This window comes from Streptomyces sp. TLI_053 (assembly GCF_900105395.1).
Classification (GTDB): domain Bacteria; phylum Actinomycetota; class Actinomycetes; order Streptomycetales; family Streptomycetaceae; genus Kitasatospora.
Genome location: NZ_LT629775.1, coordinates 2,052,951 through 2,076,144 on the forward strand (window position 1 = coordinate 2,052,951; position 23,194 = coordinate 2,076,144).

A 23,194-nucleotide genomic window follows, 5' to 3' on the forward strand; every position below is an offset into this window, starting at 1 on the left:
CTCGTCAGGGGCGCAGCGCGCCGTCCCACTGGAAGGCCGTCTCGACCGGGCCGGAAACCGCCCGGTCGATCCAGCCGAGTTCGCGCTCCCCCATCGGCGGCAGCGCGTCCAGCGGGTACCAGCCGACCGCGAGCGTCTCGTCCTCGTCCGCCAGGATCTCCTCGCCCAGCGGGCGGCAGCGGAAGACGACCTCCAGGTACTGCGTCACATCGCCGTTGGGGTAGGTGATGTCCGGCGAGACGGTGAGCGCGACCAGCCGTTCGGCCACGGTGGCGATCCCGGTCTCCTCCAGGCACTCCCGGACCGCTCCGTCGGCCGGCTGCTCGCCGGGGTCGAGGATGCCGCCCGGCGGCGCCCAGTTGCCGTCGTCGGCGCGCTGGACGAGCAGTACCCGGCCCTTCTCGTCCAGGACGACGGCGGCGGCGGCGCTGAGCCAGAGCTTGCGGGGGCCGACCACCGCGCGGAGATCGGCCAGGAACTTCGGAATCGCCATGTGCCGAAGCCTATCCGGGCGCCGGACCCGCCCGGAGGGGCGCCCACCGGGCGGGTGCGGCGGTAACGGTGAGCAGGTACGGCGGTGCGGGCGGGCGGCGGTGGGCCGGGCGGAGTGCTCAGGTCCGGCGGAGCGGGCGGGCCGGGGAGCCGACCACCACCTCGCCGGGAGCCACGTCCCTGGTCACCACCGCGGCCGCGCCGACGAAGGCCCCGGCACCGATCTTTCGGCCCTGGAGCACCACGGCGTTGGAGCCCACGGTGGCGCCGTCGGCCAGCAGCACGGCTCCGGAGACGTTGCCGCCCGGGTAGACCGTCACCCGCTCGCCGAACACCGTGTCGTGGCCGACCGTCGCGTTGTAGTGGACCTGACTGTGCGGGCCAAGCCGCACGCTGCTGGACACGTACGCGCCGCCCATCACCAGGCAGCCCGGGCCGAGCAGGGTGTCCGGGGCGATCAGCGCCCGGGGGTGGACCAGGGTGAACGGTTCCGCCCCCAGGCCGTCCAGCAGGGCGGACAGCCGCTGCCGGACGGCCGGGTCGGCGATGCCGACCAGGTAACGGGCGCCGGGTCCGAGGTCCGCGGGCCTGCGGACGGGCAGGCCGCGGACGGTGGCACCGTGCTGACGGTCGTCGAGGAACCCCGCGACCGGGACGCCGGCCGCGAGCGCGGTGTCCAGCGCCTCGCGGCCGACGCCTCCGGCGCCGGCGATCCAGAGTGCGGGCGGGTCCGCTGCGGTGGGCACGGGAGCCATCCTGCCGGGTCCGGCGGTCAGGACGCCTCCTCGACGGCGGCGCCGACCGGTGCCGGGCGGGACGGCCGGGCGCGGAGCGGCGGGACCGGCCGCGGCCCGGTGGCCTGCCGGGGCAGGCCGATCACGGCGGGAGCCGGCTCGGCCTGCCCCGGCGCCGCGGCGGTGACCGGGGCGACGGCGGTGACCGCGACCGCCGTGTCGGCGGGCTCGGTCGGCGCCGGGAAGCCCGGGTTGACCCCGCCGGCGGCGGTGATCCCGGCCGGGTTCAGCAGCACCTTGACGGTCAGCAGCAGGATCCGCAGGTCGAGGCCGAGCGAGCGGTTCCGGACGTACCAGAGGTCGAGCTCGATCCGCTCCGGCCAGGTGATGGAGTTGCGGCCCTGGACCTGGGCCCAGCCGGTGAGGCCGGGCCGCACGTCGAGCCGGCCGCGCTGGCGGCGGGAGTAGTGGACGACCTGCTCGGGGAGTGTGGGCCGAGGCCCGATCACGCCCATCTCGCCGCGTGCGACGTTCCACAGCTGCGGCAGCTCGTCCAGGCTGGTCCGGCGGAGCAGGTCCCCGAGCCGGGTGATCCGGGGAGCGTCCGGCTCCTCCGGGAAACGTTTGTCCCGCATGGTGCGGAACTTGAGGATCTCGAACTCCTTGCCCCGCAGCCCCGTCCGGGTCTGCCGGAAGAGCACCGGTCCGCCCATGGTGCAGCGGATCAGCAGAGCGATCACCAGACCCAGCGGAATCGCGACGATCCCGGTCAGGACGGTGATCGCGAGGTCCCCCCCTCGCTTCATGACGGTCCTTCCCCTGATGCGGTGGTGTGGTCAGTGGGCGGGCTCAGCCGACCGTCCAGGGCAGCCCCTTCACCCGGGCGACGGCCGCGTAGGTGGCCAGCGAGACGGCGGCGACCGCCCGTTGGTCGAACTCCGCCTCGGCACGGCGGCGGGCCGCCGTGCCGAGGCGCTCGCGCAGTCCGGGCTCGGTGAGGAGCCGGTCCAGCGCACTGGTGAGGGCCCGGGCGTCCCCGGGCGGGGCGAGGAGCAGGTGCTCGTCGTGGGTGCCGACCTCGCGGCAGCCCCGGATGTCGCTGAGCACCATCGGCAGGCCACCGGCGGCGGCCTCCATGGCGGAACGGGAGAACCCCTCCCGGTAGGAGGGGAGGACGAAGACGTCCAGCGCGGCGTAGACGGCGGGCATGTCGGCGCGCGGACCGAGGAAAGCGACCCCGGACTCGGCGCCGTGGGCGTCCGGCTTGTCCGGGTCGTCGGGGCCGATCCAGACGAACCTGGCCTTGCCGGCCAGGGCGCGGGCGGCCTCGGCGTACTCCCCGATGCCCTTCTCGGCGACCCGTCGGCCGACCCCGCCGACCAGCAGCTCGTCCGGCCCGAGGCCCAGCTCGGCGCGCAGCCGGGCCCGGGCCCGGGCGCGTTCACCGGGATCGGTGGCGAAGCGGGTGAGGTCCACCCCGTTGCCGACCACCCGCGAGCGGCGGGCCGGGACGGCGCGGGCCAGGGTCCGGCGGTCCTCGCCGTTCTGGTACAGCTCGGCGTGCGAGAACCGGGCGGCGAAGGCCTCCGCGCCGAGCACGAAGGCGCGCTTGGCGAACGGGTCGTGCACCTGCGCCCACAGCCCGTGGCAGGTGTTGACCACCACCGGGACGCGGGCCAGCCGGCCCAGGATCCGGCCGAGCACACCGGTCTTCGGGTTGTGGGTGTGCAGCACGTCCGGGCGGATCCGGCGGAGCACGGCCAGCAGCTCGCGGGCCGCGGCGGCGTCGGCGCGCGGCTCCCAGGCCCGGGTCAGCGCGTGCAGCGGCTCGTGCCGCACGCCGATCGCCGCCAGGTCCGGCAGGTACGGGCCCGGAGCGCTGATCCCGTACGTCTCGAAGCCGGCCTCCAGGTCCACCTTGAGCTCGGTGGCGAGGAGCAGCTGGAGGCTCATGTCGACGGTGGTGAGGTGGGCGACCCGCAACGGGCGGCCGCCGGGGCCGCGCAGGCGCGGGGGTATCCGGTCCTCAGGCACGGGCGCCCACCGCCTTCGCGGTGGCGACGATCCTGGCGTAGGCGCGCTCGGGGATCAGCCGGCCGTGGAGTTTGGCGCGGAAGAAGTCGATCGGGTCGGTGCGGCGGACCGGCACCCGGCGCAGCCGTACCGGGTCGACCCCGGGGGTGTTGCGGCCGACCTCGCCGGTGGCGGCGGTCCGGAACCGGGCGCGCAGCGCGGGCTCCATGTGCGGGACCGGCACGCCCCAGGTGTAGGCGTAGTGGCTGGGGCGGACGCCCAGGTGCTGCTCGACCTCGTCGTTGCAGGCGTCCAGCTCGGCGGTGGTGAGCAGCTCGGGCCGGGCGTGGGTGCGGGTGTGGTTGGCGACCGTGCACAGACCGGAGGCGGTCATCTCGCGCAGTTGCTCCCAGCTGAGCGCGGGGGCACCGGCGGCCTTGGCGGTCGATCCCTCCCAGCGCATCTCGCCGCCGACGTGGCCGCTGGCCAGGTAGACGGTGAACGGCAGCCGGCGCTCGCGCAGCAGCGGCCAGGCGTTCTCGAACACGTCCGCGAATCCGTCGTCGAAGGTCAGGACGACACCCGGGGTGCGGCGGCCCGACTCGATCCGGTCGGTGGCCTCGTCCAGGGAGACCACCCGACCGGGCGGCAGGGCGGCGAGCAGGTCGGCCTGGGCGGCGAAGTCGGCGGTGGCGACGTCCAGCTCGTCCGGGCTGCCGCCGCCGACCCGGTGGTAGATCAGCACGGTGGCGCCCTCGCCGGGACTGCTCCCGACCCGGCGCGCCAGCTGGCGCTTCACCTGGGCCCGGATCCCCCCGGTGACCGGGGCCGTTCCGGGCGCGGCGCTGCCGCTCATCGTTCCCCCCTCTGCGGCACCCTCCCCGGCGCCGGCAAGTGGCCTCGCATCCGGCGCAGTTGGCGCTCCGGACCGACATCACAGTAGGGGGAACTGTGGGGCTGGTGCCCCGGAATTGTGAAAGAAGCGAGAAGGAGTTGGCAGTTGGGCCGAAAACCGGCCGATCCGACCGGATGGATCCGATCGGGAGTTCGGCGTGCGAGCGGTTACGGCGGAATTCGACAAAACCCCGGGCGGGGGCACCGGCACACCCGCTCCGGGAGGCCGCTTCGGGACATCGGGGCGCCGCTCGGGGACGGCGGGTCGCCCTCGCCCGGTCGGCTCAGGCCGCCGCGCGGCGGTGCCGGCGGAACACCGCGACACCGATCCGGCCGAGCATCAGCACGCCGGCGGCGAGGCAGCCCGCGACCGCCATCGCCCAGGCCGGTCCGTCACTGTCCGGAACCACGACCGCGACCACGATGCCCAGCGCGAGGCAGCCCAGACCGACCAGCGCCAGCGGCACCTGGTGGGTGACCAGGGCACCACCGTGCCAGAACCGGGTCATCCGGGTCGCGCCGTGCGGGTGGTAGTGATCACGTTCCGCGTCTGCCATGAGCCCAAGGTACCTCGGGGCCGCCGCCGGAGCAGCCCGCAGGGCGTGACTCTTCGGCCACGCCGGGTCACCGTCGAGGCGGCCGGCCGGGGCGCGCGCACGCGCTCCGCCGGTGCGCCCCGGCGCGCGCCGGGGCGCTCGTTCCGGCGCCGGTTCCGGCTCCCGGTCCGGCGTCGTCCCGGCTTCGTTCCGGCTTCGTTCCGGCCCTGTCCCGGGATTGTTCCCGCGCTGCGAAAAAACCTTGCCGGTCCGGTACAACCATCAACGGGGCGTAGCTGTCTCCATTACATTGAGCGATCCAGGAGCCGTCCGCGGTGCGGGTTGGGAGTCCCCGCCGTGGACCGGAGATACCCAGGGGGCGGAGCCGCCGTGCCCTGGAGTCGGAGGCCGGGCTCTGTCCTCCGGCGGTACCGCCACGCCGCATCGGCGACCGAGGGGGAACCGTGCCGCAGTCCCATTCCACGACGACGACGACCTCCGGCCTCACCGCACTCAACAGGGCCGTGGTGACCGCCCTGTCGGACCTGCGGCCGCCACCGACCGCCGCCCCGCCGCCCGCGCCCGGCCCCGCGCGACCGGCGGCCGCGTCCCCCGCGAGTGCCGTGCCGATCGACGGGCAGCCGATCGACACCCGGCCCGGTGACCGGACGCGGCGGTCCCCCGCGGCCACCCGGTCCGCCACGGCCACCCGCACCTGCTCCCGGCCGGCCCGGGCGCTGGCGCCCGCACCGGCGGCGCCGCCCGCTGCCACGCCCACCGCCACGCCCGGGGGGCGGACGCGCGAGGGCGCCGAGGGCCCGGCCGGCGCTCCGGCACACGGCCCGGCCGGCAGCCCGGCCGACGCGCGGGGCGAGTGGCTGCGGTTCGCGCCCGTCCAGCCGCTGTTCCGGGCCAGGGCGGCGCAACGGCTCGCCGTGCTCGCGTACCACGGGGTCACCGACCCCCGATCGTTCGGCGCGCAGCTGGACCGGCTGCGAAGACTCGCGACACCCGTCTCGCTCGCCGCCGTGCAGGAAGCCGTCGCCGAGCGACGTCCGCTGCCCGCCCGCAGTGTGCTGGTGACCTTCGACGACGCCGACCGCAGCGTCCTCACACACGCGCTGCCCGCGCTGATCGAACGCGGCATCCCGGCCGCGGCCTTCGTCATCTCCGAGCTGATCGGGACGGAGCGGCCGTTCTGGTGGCACGAGGCCGACTTCCTCGCCCGGCACGGCGGTCGGGCCCGTTCGCTCGACTGCGGCCACCCCTCCCAGCTGCTCCGCCGGCTCAAGGCGATGCCCGACCCGGACCGCCGGCGCAGCCTCCAGGAGCTGCGGGTCAGCGCGGACCGGCGCCCGCCCGGCCAGGACCAGCTGACCCCGGCCGACCTGCTGGCGCTCCGCGAGGGCGGCGTCGCCATCGGCAACCACACCCAGGGGCACCCGTGCCTCGGCCGCTGCGACGACGCCACCGTCCGGGCCGAGATCACCGGCGCCCACGAGGCCCTCACCCACTGGCTCGGCGAGCCCCCCATCGCCTTCGCCTACCCGGACGGCGGCCACGACGTTCGGGCCGAGGGAGTCCTCCAGGAACTGGGCTACCGGCTCGGCTTCCTCTCCGACCACCGCCTCGGCCCCCGGTTGCCCTCCCACCCGCTCCAGATCAGCCGGCTCCAGGTCGACTCGACGACCAGCACCCGTCGCTTCGACACCATCCTGTCCGGCCTCGAACCCGCCTATCGCCGCTGGCGCGGCCAGGCCGCCTGACCCCGCGCGCAGGAAGTCGTCCCCACCGACTTCCTGCGCGAGCGGCCCACGGCCGCCCTTGCCCCTGCTCCTGGCGCCGCCCCTGCCCCTGCCCGTGGCGCACCCGCCCGCGCACGAGAAGTCGAGTGGGCCGACGTCCGGCGCCCGGCCCTGGGGTGGGCGGACTGAGCCGATCCCGTCTTCACGCACGCACCGGCACGCACCGACACCGGCACCGGCACCGGCAGTCGAACCGGCCGACGTCCGAGGGCGAAGCTCCGTCGACCGGCCGGAGCTCCCGCGCGATTCACCGCCCCGCGCGCGGGAAGCGCGAGAAGTCGGACGGGCCGCCTTCTCGCGCGCCGCCTGCGCCCAGCCGGGCGGAGGCTTCGATCAGCACCACCTTCGATCAGCACCACCCTCGACCCCGCCCGGTGGAGGTGGACCGGACGGCCTGGGCCGACCGGGTCCTGCCCCGTTTCCACATCCGGGCCCCAGGTCGGAGCGGGTCGGGCGGATCAGCCGGGCAGTCGCGCGCGCAAAGACGGAGCGACGGAGTTCCGGCGCACGGCCCTCGGGTGAGAAGAAGCGGCCGAACCCCGTCCACGGACGGGAGCTCCGAACCGCCTGCCGACCGATCGGCCGTCTGCCACCAGGTGGCGAGCCCGGGCACGGACAGTCGGCGATCGCGCGCGGCCCTCAGTGGGCGCCACCCCATGCCGATGCCCGATCCACAGACAGCCGCCATCCGACCATCTCTGGAGCTGCTTGTTGGTCAGTTGACCAACAATGGCGACAGGGCGACAGGCGGGGTCGGGGTCGACTTTTCGAGCCGACCCATCGCACATTGCGGGCCCCAGCGGGAGCATGCGCAAACCCGGACTATTGATCAACCGCCCAACGCATGAAAAGTCGGATTCGTCGACTTCTCGCGCTCGACCCGGATCGCGGGACTGTACAGCCGCCCCCGTCCATCAAAGGCGCCCCCGAGCGACAGGCACGCGAGGCACCTATTGGTCAACCGTCCAACAATGGAGGGCCGGACCGGCCGTCCACAAGGCCCGCCCTCCCGCAGATCGAAAGAGGCCGACCTCGCGGACAACACCTCCGGGCAGCACAGTTCGGGCCAGCATATTGGTCAACCACCCAACACGCGGGAGGTCGACCGGGCTGATCTTTCGAGCCCGGCCCTAGGGCCACGGGGCCCAGCGGCGCACATCTCGGAGCGGCGCCTATTGGTCATCGGACTAATAGGCGCAAAGTCGGATCGGCCGACTTCTGGCGCCCGACCGCGGGGCTGCGGCGCGGCTGCCCCCGTCGCCGACCGACAGCACCTTTGGGCGACGGGCGTGGGGGTTCGCGTGTTGGCCGTCCGCCCAACACGCGAGAAGTCGGATCGGCCGACTTCCTGCGCACGGCACCACCGCCCGTGCGGCGGAAGGCTCCGTTGAACGGCACGGGGCTACTCGGTGCGCAGGCGAGTCGGCGCGTCGGAGGGTCGCCCGCACGGTGGGCCGCCTCGCAGCGCTGACGCGGCGGCCGGGCACAGTCGCGAGGCGCAACCCGGGTCACCCTTGGAGGTGGGGGCCGGCGGGGGCCGAGGTCCGGCGTGAGAGCAACGGGCCGCGTCGAAGGATCGGCCGAGCCCGTCGGGACGCCGGGCTCGTGCCGCAGCCTGCGCGATCGACTGCTCGGAGGCAGGCCGCAAGGGGGCCACCGCGGTCCCGCGCCGGGCGACCTGCCGTCCGCTTCCGAAAGGCGAGACGGGCGGCAGACCCCACGCGCCGTCACCGAGCCCCGGCTACCAGGCGGGCCACAGGCCACACCGGGCCAGGCCGGCGGTCGGGCCAGGCCGGCGGTCGGGCCGCCGGCACAGGAGGTACGGCCGACGCAGGAAGCACAGCCGGCACAGGAGCTACGGCCGGCACAGGAAGCACGGCCGACGCAGAAGGTACGGCCGTCACGGAGAGCACGGCCGACCGCGAGCAGAAGAGGTCAGGCCGCCGGGGCCGTGATCGGGGCGGCTGCGAGCAGGGCCGTGCCGGGGTAGGCCAGGGCGACGGCGGGCAGGGTGGTCGGGATGCCGGCGTGGAGGACGGTGAGGGTGCCGTTGCCCCGGCGGGTGGGGTCGGCGACGCGGCGGAGGGCCTGGGCGACGACCGGTTCGGCGGAGCCGTGCAGGGTGAGCGACGGCAGGGCGGTCGGTGCGACGGCGGCACGGATGCGTTCGGCGACCAGTTCGTAGTGCGTGCAGCCGAGGACGAGGGCCGCCGTTCCGGCCGGGGTGCGGGCGGCGGCGTCGGCGACGGCCGCGTCGATGGCCGCCTGGTCGCCGTGGTCCACGGCGTCGGCGAGCCCGGGGCAGGCCACCTCGGTGACGGCGGCCGTGCCGCCGAAGTCGCGGATCAGTCCGCGCTGGTACGCGCTGCCGGTGGTGGCCGGGGTGGCCCAGATGGCGACCGGGCCGCCGAGCGCGGCGGCCGGCTTGATCGCCGGGACGGTGGCGATGACCGGGAGCGCGGGCTCCAGTTCGGCGCGGAGGGCGGCGAGCGCGTGCACGGAGGCGGTGTTGCAGGCGATGATCAGCGCGTCCGGTTCGTGCGCGGCGGCGGCGCGGGCGCAGCCGAGGGCGAGTTCGGTGATCTCCTCGGGCGTCCGGGGGCCCCAGGGCATCGAGGCGGGGTTGGAGGAGAGCACCAGATCGACGTCCGGGCGCTTGGTCCGGAGTACGCCGGCGGCGGCCAGCAGGCCGATTCCCGAGTCCATCAGTGCGATCTTCACGCTTCAAGACTTTAGTCGATGCCCCGAAGCTGGCCCCTGGTGCGGCAGACTGCCCGGGTGACCGTCCTGCTGTGGATCGCCGTGCTCTCCCTGCTGGTCTGGCTCTGGCTGGCGGGCTGCCACGGGTTGTTCTGGCGTACCGATGTCCGTCTGCCGCCGCGCCGTCCGCCCGCGCGGTGGCCGCAGGTGGCGGTGGTGGTCCCGGCCCGGGACGAGGCGGAGGTGCTGCCGCTGTCCCTGCCGAGCCTGCTGGCGCAGAAGTACCCGGGGCGGGCCCGGGTCGTCCTGGTGGACGACCACAGTACGGACGGCACCGGTGCGCTGGCGCGTTCGCTCGCCGCGCCCGGGGGCCTGGAGCTGACGGTGGCCTCCCCTCCCCCGCTGCCGCCGGGCTGGACCGGCAAGCTGTGGGCGGTGCGGCACGGGGTGGAGCTGGTGGGGGCGGACGCCGAGTACCTGCTGCTGACGGACGCGGACATCGCGCACGGGCCGGACTCGCTGGCCGAGCTGGTGGCGGCGGCGGAGGCGAACCGGCTGGACCTGGTGTCGCAGATGGCCCGGCTTCGGGTGGAGACGGGCTGGGAGCGGCTGATCGTGCCGGCCTTCGTCTACTTCTTCGCCCAGCTGTACCCGTTCCGGTGGAGCAACCGGCCCGGTTCCCGGACGGCCGCGGCGGCGGGCGGCTGCTCGCTGGTGCGGCGGGAGGCACTGGAGCGGGCCGGCGGGGTGGCGGCGATCCGGGGCGCGGTCATCGACGACGTGTCCCTCGCCCGGGCGGTGAAGGCCACCGGGGGCCGCACCTGGCTGGGCCTGGCCGAGCAGGTGGACAGCGTGCGCCCGTACCCGCGGCTGGCGCAGCTGTGGCGGATGGTGTCGCGCAGCGCGTACGCCCAGCTGCGGCATTCTCCGGTGCTGCTGCTGGGGACGGTGCTCGGGCTGACGCTGGTGTACCTGGTGCCGCCGGTGGCGGTGCTGGTGGGGGTGGCGGCGGGTGCCTGGCCGGTGGCGGTGGCGGGCGGGGCGGCCTGGGCCCTGATGACGGGCACCTTCGTGCCGATGCTGCGCTACTACCGGCAGCCGGCCCCGGCCGCGCTGCTGCTGCCGTTCACGGCGGCGCTGTACCTGCTGATGACGGTCGACTCGGCGGTGCAGCACTGGCGCGGCCGGGGCGCCGCCTGGAAGGGCCGGACGTACAAGTAGCGGACGGGCGGAGGGCCGAAGGGCGGACGGGCGGGGCCCGGGTGGGCCACACTGTTCGAATGGACCGTCAGACGATCTCCCGGCTCGCCCACGCCCATCACCCGATCGCCGCACCCCTCTCCGACGAGGCCGTGGCGACGCTGCTGGAGCGGGCGCTCGGCCCCGAGGAGGAGGGGCGGGTGCTCGACCTCGGCTGCGGGCAGGGTGCCTGGCTGCTGCGGGCGCTGGCGGCGCGACCGCGGCTCCGGGCGGTCGGGGTGGACCTGGACGCGGGCGCGCTGACCCGGGCCCGGGAGTCGGCGGAGGCGGGCGGGGTGCAGCGGCGGCTGGGGCTGCACCATCTCGATGTCCGGGAGTTCACCGACCGTGAGCCGTTCGAGCTGGTCCTGAACGTCGGCGCGACGCACGCCTTCGGCGGGCTGCTGCCGACACTGGCCGCCGCCCGCGAGCATCTGGCGCCGGGCGGCCGGGTGCTGGTGGGCGAGGGGTTCTGGGAGCGCGAGCCCTCGTCGGCGGCGCTGGGCGGCCTGGGCGCCGCGCGCGAGGAGTACGCGGACCTGGCCACCACCGTGGACCGGGTGGTGGCGGCCGGCTGGACGCCGGTGTTCGGCCATGTCAGCAGCCCGGCGGAGTGGGACGACTACGAGTTCTCCTGGACGGGTTCACTGGCCGCCTGGGCGCTGGACAACCCGGGCCACCCGGACGCGGCGGACGCCCGGGCCGCGGCCGACCTGCACCGCGCCGAGTGGCTGCACGGCTACCGGGGGACGCTCGGCTTCGTCACCCTGCTGCTGCGCCGGGGCTGACCCGGCGGCCCGGACGCCGCTCAGGGCTTGAGGCGGGCGAGGAAGTCGTCGATCAGCGGGGCGATCTCGGGCAGCTTCTCCTCCAGCGCGAAGTGCCCGGTGTCGAACACGTGGAGTTCGGCGTCGGGCAGGTCGCGCAGGTAGGCACGGGCACCGGGCTCGGTGAAGAACGGGTCGTTGCGGCCCCAGACCACCAGGGCCGGCGGCCGGTGGGTGCGCAGCCAGTCCTGCCAGACGGGGTAGAGCTCGACGTTGCTGTGGTAGTCGAGGGCGAGTTCGACCTGGATGTCCTTGCGGCCGGGCCGGTCGAGGTGGTGCTGGTCGAGGGTCCAGCCGTCGGGGGCGACCAGCGAGGGGTCGCCGGTCCCGCCCTCGTACTGGGCCCGGGTGATCTCCTCGACCAGGATGGCGCGGGCGCGTTCGGCGGCGCCATCGACGCCGGGGCGGTTGGCGATGAACTCCCGTGCCTGGGCGGAGAGTCCCTCCTCGTAGGCGTTGCCGTTCTGGACGATCAGGCCGGTGATCCACTCGGGGTGGCGGGTGGCGATCCGCAGGCCGACGGGGGCGCCGAAGTCGAAGACGTAGAGGGCGAAGCGGTCGAGGCCGAGGGCCCGGCAGAACCCCTCGACGACGTCGGCCAGGGTGTCGAAGCGGTAGCGGAAGGCCTCGGGTGCGGGGCTGTCGCTGTGGCCGAAGCCGGGGTAGTCGGGGGCGATCAGCCGGTAACGGGTGCCGAGCACGTCGAAGAGCCGCCGGAACTGGTGGGAGGCGGACGGGAATCCGTGCAGCAGCAGGAGTACCGGGGCGTCGGCCGGTCCGGTCTCGCGGTAGAAGACGCGCAGGCCGTCGACGTCGACGTGGCGGTGATGGATGTGCGGGATCGTCAGCTCGCTCATGCTAACCATTAAACACCGCAGTACTGGTTAGGAAAAGGGTTACCCCGGAACGGGTCGCCCCGGAAGGGGCCGCCCGGGAAAGGGTCGCCCCGGAAGGGGCCGCCCGGGAAAGGGTCGCCCCGGAAGGGGCCGCCCGGGAAAGGGTCGCCCCGGAAGGGGCCGCCCGGGAAAGGGTCGCCCCGGAAGGGGCCGCCCGGGAAAGGGTCGCCCCGGAGGGGGTCGCCCGGGAAAGCAGCGGTCCGGGAGCGGACCGGCCGCGGGAGGAGTCGGTGTCACCGCCCCAGCAGCCGCAGGGCGGTGGGCTTGGTGAACTCGTACCTGGTCATCTGCTCCAGGTCCTTCAGCCAGCCGACCGCGCGGCCCGGCCGGGCGAGCACCCGGGCGTAGAGCTCCTCGAAGGCACCGGTGACGCTCTCCAGCGAGAACCGGCCGACCACCCAATCCCGCCCCCAGGCGCCCAGTTCGGCCCGTCGCGCCGGGTCGTCGAGCAGTCCCCGCAGCTGGGCGGCCAGCGCCTCGGGCGCGCGCGAGCCGTCCCCGAAGCCGTACATGCAGCGCGAGGCGTGCGGTTCGACCAGCGGCCCCGGCTCGTGCACGGCGGCGTACCCGGCCGCGCCGTGCACCACCACCGGCTTGCCGAAGGCGAGTCCGCGCAGGGCGGAGCCGCCCATGCCGAGAACGATGTCGGCGCCCTGGTAGGCGGGGCGCGGATCGGCGAGCTGGCCCGGGACCAGGACGGCCCGGCGGCCGAGCGCCTCGTTGGCGGCGGCCGCGCGGGCCCGCAGCGGCTCCAGGCTGGGGCCGGTGCCGACGATCACCAGCCGGACCCGGGGGTCGTCCAGGTGCCGGACGGCGTCCACGGTGAGCTCCGCGCCGGCGTCCTTCTCCAGCGCGGGGACCAGCCGGGTGACGATGGCGAGCAGCAACTCGTCCTCCCCGACACCGTGCTGGCGGCGGAACGCGGCGCCGTCGACCAGGCCGGGGGCGTCCGTGGCGGTGTTCACCGGCGGTTCGATCAGACTGACGTCCCGGTGGCCGAAGGCCCGGCCGTCGCCCAGCAGCGCGCCGAGACCCAGGACCAGCGGCTGGTGCCGGGGCAGGCCGCGCAGCATCCGGATCCCGTAGAAGGTGGTCACCACCGGGATCCGGCCGTAACGGCCGGGCCCGAAGTAGGAGTTGCGGGCCGCCCGGACCTCCCAGGCGTGCAGCAGCTGGCTGCCGTGCTCGGCGGCCAGCCGGCCCAGCCGGCGCCGGACCTCGGAGTGCGGGGTGTCGGGGCCGCCCGCCACCACCACGTCCAGGCCGTGGCCGGCCGCGACCTCGACCAACGGGGCCGGGCCGTCCACCCCCTGGGCGAACAGCACCGGGTCGTGGCCCCGGTCGCGCAGCGTGCGGGCGATGTCGACGGCGTTCAACTGGGCGCCGCCCAGGGCCAGGTTGTTGAGATGGACGAGCACCCGGACCGATCTCACGCCTCACTCCTCCCAGTGGTGCGGGACGAACACCGGCGCGGCCAGCACGACGGCGCGCGGCGGGGAGTCCAGCATCGGCCCGAACACGTCGAACTGGCCCACCGAGTGCCAGCTCATCAGCGTGCCGCCGTCGGTCCGGCCGATGCTGTAGACGCCGGCCCAGAGCGTGTACCGGCCGCGCGGCAGCGGCAGCCGGGGGATCACGCAGGAGACCTGGCGGTCCCCGCCGGCGAGCCGGATCTCGTGGCTGATCTGGAAGATCGGGCTGGAGGTGCCCTCGCTGACGCCCAGGTGCAGGGTCGCGTCGCCCCGGTACTCGCCGCCCAGGGTGAGTTCGACGGTCATCGGCTCGTCGGTGGTCAGGCTGTCCCGCTCCTCGCCGCGCACCTCGTGCTTGAGCAGCTGGAGCGGCTCGCCGGTGCGCCCGCCGGCCTCGGACTGCGCCTCGATCGAGTCGCGGTAGCCCGCCATCGCGTCCTTGATCCCGGCGTCCACCCGGATCGAGCCCTGCTCCAGCCAGATGCCGCGCCGGCAGATGGACTCCACCGCGGGCAGGTCGTGCGAGACGAAGACGATGGTGGTGCCCTGCTCGGCGACCTCGCGCATCCGGTCCAGGCAGCGCTGCTGGAACACCGCGTCGCCGACCGCCAGCACCTCGTCCACCAGCAGCACGTGCGGCTCCAGGTAGGCGGCGACGGCGAAACCGAGACGCATCTGCATGCCCGAGGAGTAGAACTTCACCTGCCGGTCGATGGCACCGCCGAGCCGGGCGAACTCCACGATGTCGTCGAAGCGGGTCGCCACCTCGCGCCGGCGCAGGCCGAGCAGCGCGCCGAACAGGTAGATGTTCTCCCGGCCGGTCAGGTCCGGGTGGATGCCGGCCCGGATCTCGATCAGCGCGCCGATCCGGCCGCGCACGTCGATCACCCCGCCGTACGGGTACATCACCCGGGTCAGCATCTTCAGCAGGGTGGACTTGCCGGAGCCGTTGGAGCCGATCAGGCCGACCGACTCGCCCGGCTCGATGTGCATCGAGATGTCGCGCAGCGCCCAGCGCCAGTCCTCGCCCTTCTCGCCGCGCAGCCGGCGGGCCAGCGAATCGACCTTGTCGCGCAGCAGCATCCGCTGCTGGTCGGCCTTGAAGCGCTTCCACACCTGGTCGGTGCGGATGGTCCCGAGCGGGAGGGTCTGGCTAGGCGACATCGGCGATCCCCGTCTCCAGCTTCTTGAACAGCAGGTAGCCGCCGACCAGGAACACCACCGAGGAGACCGCGGCGATCGTGGTGAGCGCGGCGTCCGGCGCCTGCCCGTACAGCAGGGCGTTGCGGTAGCCCTCGATCACGGCGCCGAGCGGGTTGATCCCGACGTACAGCTCCTGGAGGCGCTCCGGGATCTGGGCCAGCGGATAGGCGACGGGGGTGGCGAACACTCCCATCTGGGTGATGATCGGCAGCAGGTGGCGGACGTCACGCAGGTACACCACGGCCACCGAGAGCACGAGGGCGATGCCGTAGGTGAAGGCGAACTGGATGCCCAGCAGCGGCACGACCCAGAGGAAGGTCACCGCGGGGGCGGTCCAGAAGACCAGGAACAGCAGACCGAGCACCGCGGTGCCGATCAGCATGTCGACGGTGGCGACCAGCATCGTGGCGAGCGGGAACACCTCGCGCGGGCAGTACACCTTGTTCAGCAGGCTGAGGTTGTTGGCGAGGCTCAGCGCACCCTGGTTCATCGTGTTGCTGAAGAACTGCCAGACGATCAGGCCGACATAGGCGAACAGCGGGTACGCGGCGCCCTCGGTCTCGACGTGCACGGCGCGGCGGAACACCAGGGTGAAGATGGCGCACAGCGCGAGCGGGGTGAGCACCGCCCAGGCGAAGCCGAGCACCGCCTGCTTGTACCGGGCGCGCAGGTCGCGCTCGGCGAGCGCGCGGACGAGTTCACGGGCGCCCCACAGTTCGCGGGCCACCTGGGCCGGGCGGAGCCCCCGTTTGAAGATCAGCTCGGGCGGCGGCCCGTCGGCGGCCGACGGGCGTCGCCCCGGGGCCTGCGTTGTCTGGCTGTCGCGCTCGTCGACGAGCTGCGCGCGTTGTCCCCCCACGGACACCTGCCCTCTCCGGTACCGGTGGTATCGAGAAGTGGGCCCGTCACAACGGCTGTTGACGCCGTCGCGGTGCGGCCCGGCCCCACTCTGGCACAGAGTGTGGCCGCCGGGGGTCGGTTCGGTGAAGGTGATCCGCCGCACCCCGGCCGACGACCGAAAAGGGGCGGGCCGGCCGCGGTGCGACCGGCCCGCCCGTCGGCGGTCGGGAGGGGTGGGGCGACGTCAGTACAGCGCGTGGGCGCGCGGGTGGCGCTGCTGCTCCTGGGAGACCAGGTGGTCCATCACCTCGGGCATCGCCTCGACGCCGCCGGCGTTGGTCGGCGAGGTGCGGTACTCGCCCTGCACCACCACGGTCGGCAGCTCGTTGATGCCGTAGCGGACGAAGAGCGCGGCGGCCTCGTCGACGGCCCGCAGGGTGTCCTCGGAGCGGTAGGCCTCGCGGAAGCTCTGCTGGTCGACGCCCTGGCGCAGGGCCCAGTCGGTGGCGGTGTCCTCGGTGGTGACGTCCTGCTCGTTGCTGTGGACCGCGCGGAAGGCGGCCGCCTGCAGGCGCTCGACCAGGCCCAGCCGCTCCAGCGTGTAGTAGAGGCGGGCGTGGCCGCGCTGGGCGGTCTCCTCGCGGCTGCCCTGCCAGATGGCCGGGACGCGGCGCAGGTCGACGTCGGCGCGGTGCCGCTCGGTCCAGGCCTGGAGCGGCTGTTCGAGCTGCTGGGAGTGACCGCAGTCGTACCAGAAGAACTCGATCGCCTCGGTGCGGGCGCTCTCGCGCACCGGCTGCGGGTGGTCGAGGCGGACGTACTGGGCGCCCTCACGGGGCGGCTGGTGGGTGACGGCGCCGGCCTGGACGGGGGATGCGGCGATCCCGGCGGCGACGGCGAGCAGCAGGGTGGTTCGAAGGATCGACTTCACACGGGGCAGCATGGCGGTGACGGAACGTCATCGGCCAGGTCGTCCCGGTGCGTCGGGCCGGGATTCGCCCGATCGGCGCACCCGGCCCGGCGCACCGGGACGCGTCAGCCGCGTCCGCCGTCCGGACCGCCCTTCGCCGTGCTGTCCGTCGCCACGCCGTCCGTCTCCGCGCCGTTCCTCGCCACGCCGTCCGTCGCCACGCTGCGTGTCGCGACGCCGTCCGGGTCCACCCGTAGCACGGGTCCGGCAGGTCCGGCACGTCCGGCGGGTCCCGCCGAGCCGCCGACGCGGCCGCAGACCTCGCCGAACAGCCGCTGCCAGGCGTCAGCCACCACGTCGAGCTCGCAGTGGGCGAGCGCGTGCGCCCGGGCCGCGGCGCCGAGTCCGGCCCGGTCGCCGGCCAGCACCTTGGCCAGCGCCTCGGCGAGGGCCGGTGGGTCGCCGGGTGCGACCAGCGCGCCGGTGACACCGTCGCGGACCACCGAGCCGACCCAGCCGACGTCCGTGGCCACGGCCGGCAGACCGGCCAGCGCCGCCTCGATCAGCACCCCGGGCACGCCCTCGCTGTCGCTGCTGAGCAGGACGGCGTCGGCGGCCCGGTAGAGCGGCGCCGGGTCGGCGAGGGTGCCCAGGAAGTGGGCCCGGGTGGCGGCCGGATGTCGCTCCAGCGCGGAGCGTTGCGGGCCGTCGCCGGCGACCGCGAGGCGGACGTCCGGGAGCCGGCCGAGGGCGTCGAGGGCGAGGTCCAGCCGCTTCTCGGGCGCGATCGCGCCGAGCCAGGCGACCAGCAGGCCGTCCGAGGGCAGACCGAGCGCGTGCCGGGCGGCGCGGCGGTCGGCCTCGTCGGCGGCCGGCGGGTAGCGGTCGGCGGCACGGGCGTTGGGGATGGTGCGGACCCGGGCGGCGGGCAGCCGGAAGCGTTCGACGAGCAACTCCCCGGCCTCGTCGGCGAGGGCGGTGACGGCGGCGGCGCGGTGCAGCAGGGCACCGGTGCGCAGTCGGCGGACCGGGCCCGCGGTCCAGTGCCGGGGGTCGCCGATGGAGACGTAGACGAACGGGGTGCGGGTCCCGGCCAGGGCGAGCGCGCAGGCCGGGAGGGTGGAGGAACCGTGGGCGACGACGAGGTCGGCGGTGCGGGCGGCGGTGCGCAGGGCGCCGAGGGTGCGCGGGTGGAGCCGGCCGGGGCCGAGCACGGCGGTGGCGCGCGTGTCGGGGGCGTCCGGATGGGCGTCGGGGTGCGGGGCGAGAGCCCGCAGTGCCGAGGCCTGGCCCCTGCGGCACAGTTCGCGGTGCAGGTCGCGGGCGAGGTTCTGGGCGCCGCGACGGCGTGGATCGGTGATGAGGTGAAGGATGCGGGGGCGGGTTCCGGCCGTCCTGACCGGTGTCGCTTCGGGCATGGCAACGACCTTGGCACAGCCTCCCGTCAGGAACGACCCCTTCGCGCAACCCGGCGGTGGTCCGCTGGTCGGCGTACGGCCTCCGGAAGGGCGCCGCCCGGGAGCCGTCGTACGCCCTGCCGGGGGTGAACGCGCCCCGTTCCGCGCTGCCGACCGCCCCCTGACCGTTCGCCGGCGTCCGGTCCGCGGCGCCCCGCCGGCGGCGCACCCCGCCCCGGCGCCGGTCTGACCGAACCGCTGGCGGGCGCCGACCGCGACCTGCGATGCTGAGCGGCAGTCAGGGCGCCCTCCCGGCACGGGAGACCGGGGGCGCCCAGGAGGGCGGGGGTTGGCCTGTGCATGTGCTCTATGTGATCGACAGCGTGAGCCGGGTCGGCGGGGCCGAGCAGGGCCTGGTGGCGATGACCCCCCAGCTGGTACGGGCCGGGGTGAAGCTCGACGTCGCGTACCTCAAGGACTCCCCCGGCGGCTTCCAGCCCGAGCTCACCGCGGCCGGGGCGGACGTGTTCGGGGTCGGCCGGGCCACCCGGGGCGGTACCGTCGCGGCGCTGCACCGGCTGGTCCGCGAGCGGCGGCCCGACCTCGTGCACACCACGCTCTACGAGTCGGACGTGCTGGGCCGGGCGGCCGCGCTGGCGGCCCGCACCCCGGTGGTGACCAGCCTGGTCAACGCGGCGTACGGGCCGGAGCACCGCAACGCGCGCGGACTGAACCCGTGGAAGGTGCGGGCCGCGCAGGCGGTGGACGCCACGACCGCGCAGGGCACCCGGCGCTTCCACGCGCTGACCAGGTACGTGGCCGGGGCGATGGCCCGGCGGCTGCGGGTGCCGTCGCAGCGCATCGACGTCGTGCCGCGCGGGCGCGACCCCGAGCTGCTCGGATCGGTGACGCCGGACCGGCGGGCCGCCGTCCGGACGGCGCTGGAGCTGCCGCAGGACGTACCGGTGGTGCTGGCCGCGGCCCGGCAGCAGTACCAGAAGGGCCTGGACGTCCTGCTGGAGGCCTGGCCGCAGGTGCTCCGGGCGGAGCCGGAGGCGGTGCTGCTGCTGGCCGGCAGCGAGGGCGGCGAGAGCGAGCGGCTGCGGGCGCTGGCCGCGGCGACCGGCGGGGTGCGGTTCCTCGGCCCGCGCGACGACGTCTTCGACCTGATGGCGGCCTCGGACGCGTTCGCGGTGCCGTCCCGCTGGGAGGGGCTCGGCAGCGCGGCGATGGAGGCGATGGGCGTCGGGGTGCCGCTGGTGGCCGCCGACGTGCCGGCCCTGCGGGAGACGGTCGGGTCCGAGGACTACGCCCGGCTGGTGACGCCGGAGCACCCGGCCGCGCTGGCGGCGGCGCTCACCGACACCCTGGAGGACCGGGCCGCGGCGCGGGTGCGGGCGAAGGCGGCGCGGGCCCGGTTCCTGACCTCGTTCACGCTGCACCAGGTGTCGGCGCAGATGGTGGGGTTCTACGAGCGCTCGCTGCGGCTGCGGACGGTCTGAGCGCGCCCCGGGCCCGGACGGTCCGGCCTCCGCCCCGAGCCGGGACACACCGACGGGTCCCGGCCCCCGCCCCGGAGCCGGGACCCGTCGGCGTGTGCGCCCCCGCCCGGTACGAGGGGCGTACACCGCCGACGGCCCGTTCTGTCCGGATCCGGGCGGGTCGGCGGCCGGTGGACACGATCTCCCGGACCAGTATCGCCAAAGCGGTTGCGCCGCACGTCGGGGCTCGGGAAGCATCGCAAGGGGATCCGGCGGGGGCGGCGGTCGGCGTGCGGCGCACGCGGTGCACCACCGGGCCGGACCACACCGTGGGGAGTACGTCGTTCAGGACGTTGTCCGCGAGTCGTCAGGGGGGCGGGTTGCGACATCAGCCGAGGGATTCCACCGTGCCCGCGAGGGTCTGCCGGTCGCGCCCCGGCGCGTGACCCGACCAGCGGTACCCGGACCCACCGCGCTCCCGGACAGGGGGGCGGCGGGCGCTGACAGCACCACCGCACCACGAACGCGAGGGGATCCAACCGGTGGAACCGGCAAACCACTTCACCGTCCTGCGGCGCTACTGGCGACTGCTCGTCGGCTGCACGCTCGCCGCGCTGGTCGTCGGCTGGCTGCTGACCCCGGCCGGTGACACGGTGGACAACGCCAAATGGAAGTGCAAGGTCGCGATCACCCCGGTCGCCGGCGCCGGCGACACCGTCCGGGCCGACCAGGTGCTCTCCTACGCCCAGGGCGCGGACGTCGCGGCGGCCGCCGCGAAACAGCTCGGCATCGCCGACGCGTCCGAGCTGATCGCCCGCCGGACCGTCACCGCCGACAGCCCCCAGATGCTGACCATCGCCACCACCGGCCCCACCGGGCAGTCCTGCTCCGACCTGGCCACCGCGTACTCGGCCGCGATCATCAAGGGCTACAGCGACGAGTCGGCCCGCAGCGCCGCGGAGACGATCAAGAAGCTGCAGGCCCAGGCGGACGCCCAGCAGCAGCAGCTGAACGAGATCCAGGCCCAGTACAACCGCTCCGCCCCCGCCGACCAGCCCAAGCTCCAGCCCAAGCTGACCGCCGCCAACACCTCGCTGACCACCACCCTCACCACGATCAGCAAGCTGGCCAACAGCGCCCAGACCGACGCCATCCAGCAGTGGGGCAGCATCGACGCCCGCCAGGGCACCAGCAACCTGCTCTCCTCCCCCAGCCGCAGCGTCCGGCTCGGCCTGGCGGTGTTCCTCGGCCTGGCGCTCGGCGTGGTCGCGGCGCTCATGCTCAGCCGGATGGACACCCGGCTGCGCAGCCGGAACGCGGTCGAGGAGGCGTTCAGCCTGCCGGTGATCGGCGAGGTGCCGCACCTGTCCCGCCGGCAGCGCCGGGTGCGCGAACCGCTGGTACGCGCCCGGCCGTCCGACCCGGCCGCCGAGGCCTACCGCTCGCTGCGCTCCACCCTGCTGCTGACCGGCCCGGACACGCTGGCCCGGCCGGCCGGCGGCGACGACGCGAAGCGGACCGTGCCGCGCCCGCTCACCGAACCGGCGCCGGTGGTCCTGGTCGCCTCCGGCGGCAGCCGCGACGGCCGGACCATCACCATCGCCAACCTGGCCGCCGCACTCGCCGAGACCGGCCGCGGCGTCCTGGTCCTGGACTGCGACTTCCGCCACCCGCAGCTGCACACCCACCTCGGCGTGGGCGACGGGCCCGGGATGGCCGAACTGCTCAGCGGTGAGCGGCTCGACGAACTGGACGAGCTGATCCGGCCGACCAACGTCGCCGGGGTCTCGCTGATCACCGGCGGCAACACCACCGCTTACCCGGCGGCCCTGGTACTGCGGGCCGGCGATGTGCTGCGGCGGGTCCGGCCGCACGCGGACATCGTCCTGATCGACACCTCCCCGCTGCTGCACGCCAACGACGCCTACGACCTGGTGCAGCACGCGGACGCCGTGCTGGTCACCGTTCGCAGCGGCAATGTCACCCCCGAACAGGCGGACCGGGTGGCCGAGTTGCTCTCCCGGACCGGGGTGCCGGTGGCGGGCGTGGCACTGCTCGGCACCGACGGCCGCTCCGGTGGGCGGCGGCGCGGGCCCGCGGGCGTCGCCGGGGCGACCGGACCGGCCGGGCGGGGCGGGCAGCACCAGCAGCAGCCGACGGCGCTGCCGCGCCGGTCCGGACCGGCGGCGGAGCGGACCTCCGCCCCCGCGCCGGACCGGGCCGCCGAACCGCCCGGGGAGCGCAGCGGCGGACGGACCACCCCCAGCTGGGCCCGGCGCGCGCCGTCCGGGGAGAACGGCACCGGACCGGACAACACCGGCCCGTACCACGCCGGTCCGAACCGCGACGGCCCGACCGGCCCCGACCCGAAGAACGCCGACCCGAAGAACGCCGCCCCGGGTGGCGCCAACGGCCGCGGGTACGGCGGCGACCAGGGCGAACCGGCCCTGCTGCGCGAGGCGGAGGAGCGATGAGCGGACCACTGGACGACCCGCCCCCGGGCGACGCGCCGCCGAACGACCCGCCCCCGGGCGGCGCGCCGCGGGCAGCGGAGCCGGGGCCGGAACGGACGCCGGAGCCCGACCCGGAGCCCGGCCCGGCGGACGCACCCGTGCGGGTGCTGTGGCTGGCCAAGGGCCTCGGCCGCGGCGGCGCCGAACAGCTGCTGCTCAACTGCGCCCGCCACGCGGACCGTTCGCGCTACCGGATCGAGGTCGCCTACGTCCTGCCGTGGAAGGACGCGCTCGCCCCGGCACTCACCGAGGCCGGGGTGACCGTGCACTGCCTGGGCGGCGTCCCCGGCACCCCGGGCCGGGCCGATCCGCGCTGGCCGCTGCGGCTGCGCCGGCTGCTCGTCGAACGCCGGTACCACCTGGTGCACACCCACATGCCGGTACCGGCCGCCGCCGCCCGACTGCTCACCCCCACCCTGACCGGCCCCGGACCGCGGCTGGTGCACACCGAGCACAACGTCTGGGAGCGCTACCGCCCGGCCACCCGCTGGGCCAACGCGCTCACCTACCGGCGCAACGACGCGGTGATCGCCGTCTCGCACGCCGTCGCCCGGACCGTCCCGCCGGGACGGCGCCGCCCCGGCGAGTGGGTCACCGTGGTGCACCACGGCCCCGACCTGGCCGGAGCCCCCGGCGGGCCGGCTGCCCGGGCCGCCGCCCGGGCCGAACTCGGCCTGCCCGACGAGGCGTTCGTCGTCGGTACGGTCGGCAACCTGACCCCCAAGAAGGACCAGGCCACCCTGCTCGCCGCCCACGCCGACCTGCTGCGCCGCCACCCCCGGGCCCGGCTGGTCCTGATCGGAGCGGGGCCCCTCGAGGGGCAACTGCGCGCCCGGGCCGCCGAACTGGGCATCGCGGACGCCGTCCTGATGACCGGGTCGCGCCCCGACGTGCCGCACCTGCTGCCCGCGCTGGACGTGTTCACCCTGAGCTCGCGCCAGGAGGGCCTGCCGGTGGCGCTGATGGAGGCGATGACCAGCGGACTGCCCTCGGTGGTCACCCGGGTCGGCGGCATGCCCGAGGTACTGGACGACGGCGAGCAGGGCTACCTCGTCCCGCCCGGCGACCCGTCCGCGCTGGCCGACGCGTTCGCCCGACTGGCCGAGGAACCTGACCTGCGCGCCCGGCTCGCGACCGCCGCCCGGGAGCGCTCCGAGCGCTTCGACGTGGCGGGCGCCCAGCGCGCCGTCGAGGCCGTGTACACGCGGGTCCTGCGGCACTGAGCGGAGAACCCGCAGCCGG

At 75.2% G+C, this 23,194-nt stretch carries 19 protein-coding genes; 6 read left to right on the forward strand and 13 right to left on the reverse strand.

What is annotated here, in order from left to right:
• Window positions 1–4: 4 nt before the first annotated feature.
• The 6 genes from BLU95_RS08010 to BLU95_RS08035 all read right to left on the reverse strand — a co-directional run bounded on the left by BLU95_RS08010 (window position 5) and on the right by BLU95_RS08035 (window position 4,690).
• Window positions 5–493: an NUDIX hydrolase gene (locus BLU95_RS08010; protein ID WP_093859378.1), complete on the reverse strand. Its 489-nt coding sequence runs from the start codon at window positions 491–493 to the stop codon at window positions 5–7.
• A gap of 118 nt (window positions 494–611) precedes the next feature.
• Window positions 612–1,238: a NeuD/PglB/VioB family sugar acetyltransferase gene (locus BLU95_RS08015; protein WP_231978397.1), complete on the reverse strand. Its 627-nt coding sequence runs from the start codon at window positions 1,236–1,238 to the stop codon at window positions 612–614.
• 26 nt (window positions 1,239–1,264) lie between these two features.
• On the reverse strand, window positions 1,265–2,032 hold the full coding sequence (locus BLU95_RS08020; RefSeq protein WP_093859380.1) for a sugar transferase: 768 nt from the start codon (window positions 2,030–2,032) through the stop codon (window positions 1,265–1,267).
• 43 nt (window positions 2,033–2,075) lie between these two features.
• On the reverse strand, window positions 2,076–3,260 hold the full coding sequence (locus tag BLU95_RS08025; protein ID WP_197698731.1) for a glycosyltransferase family 4 protein: 1,185 nt from the start codon (window positions 3,258–3,260) through the stop codon (window positions 2,076–2,078).
• Window positions 3,253–4,095 carry a polysaccharide deacetylase family protein gene (locus BLU95_RS08030; RefSeq protein ID WP_093859381.1) on the reverse strand — a complete coding sequence of 281 codons (843 nt, stop codon included), beginning with the start codon at window positions 4,093–4,095 and terminating at the stop codon, window positions 3,253–3,255. Before BLU95_RS08030 ends, BLU95_RS08025 begins: the two co-directional genes overlap by 8 nt.
• A 322-nt stretch (window positions 4,096–4,417) precedes the next feature.
• A complete protein-coding gene (locus BLU95_RS08035; RefSeq protein ID WP_093859382.1) occupies window positions 4,418–4,690 on the reverse strand; it encodes a hypothetical protein in 273 nt (90 codons plus the stop codon).
• Between the two features lie 443 nt (window positions 4,691–5,133).
• On the opposite strand from BLU95_RS08035, the gene BLU95_RS08040 reads away from it, so the two are divergent.
• Window positions 5,134–6,435 (forward strand): polysaccharide deacetylase family protein, encoded by a 1,302-nt coding sequence (locus BLU95_RS08040; protein ID WP_231978399.1) that lies wholly within the window; start codon window positions 5,134–5,136, stop codon window positions 6,433–6,435.
• Between the two features lie 1,974 nt (window positions 6,436–8,409).
• Here BLU95_RS08040 and BLU95_RS08045 read toward each other — a convergent pair.
• Window positions 8,410–9,195 (reverse strand): glutamate racemase, encoded by a 786-nt coding sequence (locus BLU95_RS08045; RefSeq protein WP_093859383.1) that lies wholly within the window; start codon window positions 9,193–9,195, stop codon window positions 8,410–8,412.
• Window positions 9,196–9,213: 18 nt separating this feature from the next.
• Here BLU95_RS08045 and BLU95_RS08050 point away from each other — a divergent pair, with 18 nt between their 5' ends.
• Together BLU95_RS08050 and BLU95_RS08055 are read left to right on the forward strand one after the other, a co-directional pair.
• Window positions 9,214–10,395 carry a glycosyltransferase gene (locus BLU95_RS08050; RefSeq protein WP_093859384.1) on the forward strand — a complete coding sequence of 394 codons (1,182 nt, stop codon included), beginning with the start codon at window positions 9,214–9,216 and terminating at the stop codon, window positions 10,393–10,395.
• Between the two features lie 59 nt (window positions 10,396–10,454).
• On the forward strand, window positions 10,455–11,201 hold the full coding sequence (locus BLU95_RS08055; protein ID WP_093859385.1) for an SAM-dependent methyltransferase: 747 nt from the start codon (window positions 10,455–10,457) through the stop codon (window positions 11,199–11,201).
• Between the two features lie 20 nt (window positions 11,202–11,221).
• On the opposite strand, the gene BLU95_RS08060 is transcribed toward BLU95_RS08055, so the two are convergent.
• From BLU95_RS08060 to BLU95_RS08090, 6 genes are all read right to left on the reverse strand, one after another.
• The gene (locus tag BLU95_RS08060) at window positions 11,222–12,097 is read right to left on the reverse strand and encodes an alpha/beta fold hydrolase (RefSeq protein WP_231978401.1); all 876 of its coding nucleotides are present in this window, start codon (window positions 12,095–12,097) and stop codon (window positions 11,222–11,224) included.
• Window positions 12,098–12,369: 272 nt separating this feature from the next.
• Window positions 12,370–13,569, reverse strand: coding sequence for a glycosyltransferase family 4 protein (locus BLU95_RS08070; protein ID WP_093859387.1), 1,200 nt, complete (start codon window positions 13,567–13,569; stop codon window positions 12,370–12,372).
• A 3-nt stretch (window positions 13,570–13,572) separates the two neighbouring features.
• A complete protein-coding gene (locus tag BLU95_RS08075; protein ID WP_093859388.1) occupies window positions 13,573–14,772 on the reverse strand; it encodes an ABC transporter ATP-binding protein in 1,200 nt (399 codons plus the stop codon).
• Complete coding sequence (locus BLU95_RS08080; protein ID WP_093864716.1) at window positions 14,762–15,670, reverse strand: ABC transporter permease; 909 nt, start codon at window positions 15,668–15,670, stop codon at window positions 14,762–14,764. The genes BLU95_RS08075 and BLU95_RS08080 overlap by 11 nt, the downstream gene beginning before the upstream one ends.
• 225 nt (window positions 15,671–15,895) lie before the next feature.
• A complete protein-coding gene (locus BLU95_RS08085) occupies window positions 15,896–16,582 on the reverse strand; it encodes a thiol:disulfide interchange protein DsbA/DsbL (protein ID WP_159424822.1) in 687 nt (228 codons plus the stop codon).
• 104 nt (window positions 16,583–16,686) lie between these two features.
• Entirely contained in the window at window positions 16,687–17,979 is a 1,293-nt protein-coding gene (locus tag BLU95_RS08090; RefSeq protein WP_093859390.1) for a glycosyltransferase family 4 protein, read from the reverse strand.
• A 350-nt stretch (window positions 17,980–18,329) separates the two neighbouring features.
• Here BLU95_RS08090 and BLU95_RS08095 point away from each other — a divergent pair, with 350 nt between their 5' ends.
• The 3 genes from BLU95_RS08095 (at window position 18,330) to BLU95_RS08105 (ending at window position 23,175) form a co-directional block, all read left to right on the forward strand.
• Window positions 18,330–19,460 carry a glycosyltransferase family 4 protein gene (locus BLU95_RS08095; protein ID WP_231978403.1) on the forward strand — a complete coding sequence of 377 codons (1,131 nt, stop codon included), beginning with the start codon at window positions 18,330–18,332 and terminating at the stop codon, window positions 19,458–19,460.
• A 521-nt stretch (window positions 19,461–19,981) separates the two neighbouring features.
• Window positions 19,982–21,913, forward strand: a complete 1,932-nt coding sequence (locus BLU95_RS08100; RefSeq protein WP_093859392.1) for a tyrosine-protein kinase family protein — start codon at window positions 19,982–19,984, stop codon at window positions 21,911–21,913.
• Window positions 21,910–23,175 (forward strand): glycosyltransferase, encoded by a 1,266-nt coding sequence (locus BLU95_RS08105; RefSeq protein ID WP_107452498.1) that lies wholly within the window; start codon window positions 21,910–21,912, stop codon window positions 23,173–23,175. The genes BLU95_RS08100 and BLU95_RS08105 overlap by 4 nt, the downstream gene beginning before the upstream one ends.
• Window positions 23,176–23,194 lie beyond the last annotated feature (19 nt).

What these genes read in the sequence shown, in the direction of transcription:
- BLU95_RS08010 (WP_093859378.1), bottom strand. Translation starts at nt 493, where the DNA reads ATGGCGATTCCGAAGTTCCTGGCCGATCTCCGCGCGGTGGTCGGCCCC.
- BLU95_RS08020 (WP_093859380.1), bottom strand. Translation starts at nt 2,032, where the DNA reads ATGAAGCGAGGGGGGGACCTCGCGATCACCGTCCTGACCGGGATCGTC.
- BLU95_RS08030 (WP_093859381.1), bottom strand. Translation starts at nt 4,095, where the DNA reads ATGAGCGGCAGCGCCGCGCCCGGAACGGCCCCGGTCACCGGGGGGATC.
- BLU95_RS08035 (WP_093859382.1), bottom strand. Translation starts at nt 4,690, where the DNA reads ATGGCAGACGCGGAACGTGATCACTACCACCCGCACGGCGCGACCCGG.
- BLU95_RS08050 (WP_093859384.1), top strand. Translation starts at nt 9,214, where the DNA reads ATGCCCCGAAGCTGGCCCCTGGTGCGGCAGACTGCCCGGGTGACCGTC.
- BLU95_RS08055 (WP_093859385.1), top strand. Translation starts at nt 10,455, where the DNA reads ATGGACCGTCAGACGATCTCCCGGCTCGCCCACGCCCATCACCCGATC.
- BLU95_RS08060 (WP_231978401.1), bottom strand. Translation starts at nt 12,097, where the DNA reads ATGAGCGAGCTGACGATCCCGCACATCCATCACCGCCACGTCGACGTC.
- BLU95_RS08075 (WP_093859388.1), bottom strand. Translation starts at nt 14,772, where the DNA reads ATGTCGCCTAGCCAGACCCTCCCGCTCGGGACCATCCGCACCGACCAG.
- BLU95_RS08090 (WP_093859390.1), bottom strand. Translation starts at nt 17,979, where the DNA reads ATGCCCGAAGCGACACCGGTCAGGACGGCCGGAACCCGCCCCCGCATC.
- BLU95_RS08105 (WP_107452498.1), top strand. Translation starts at nt 21,910, where the DNA reads ATGAGCGGACCACTGGACGACCCGCCCCCGGGCGACGCGCCGCCGAAC.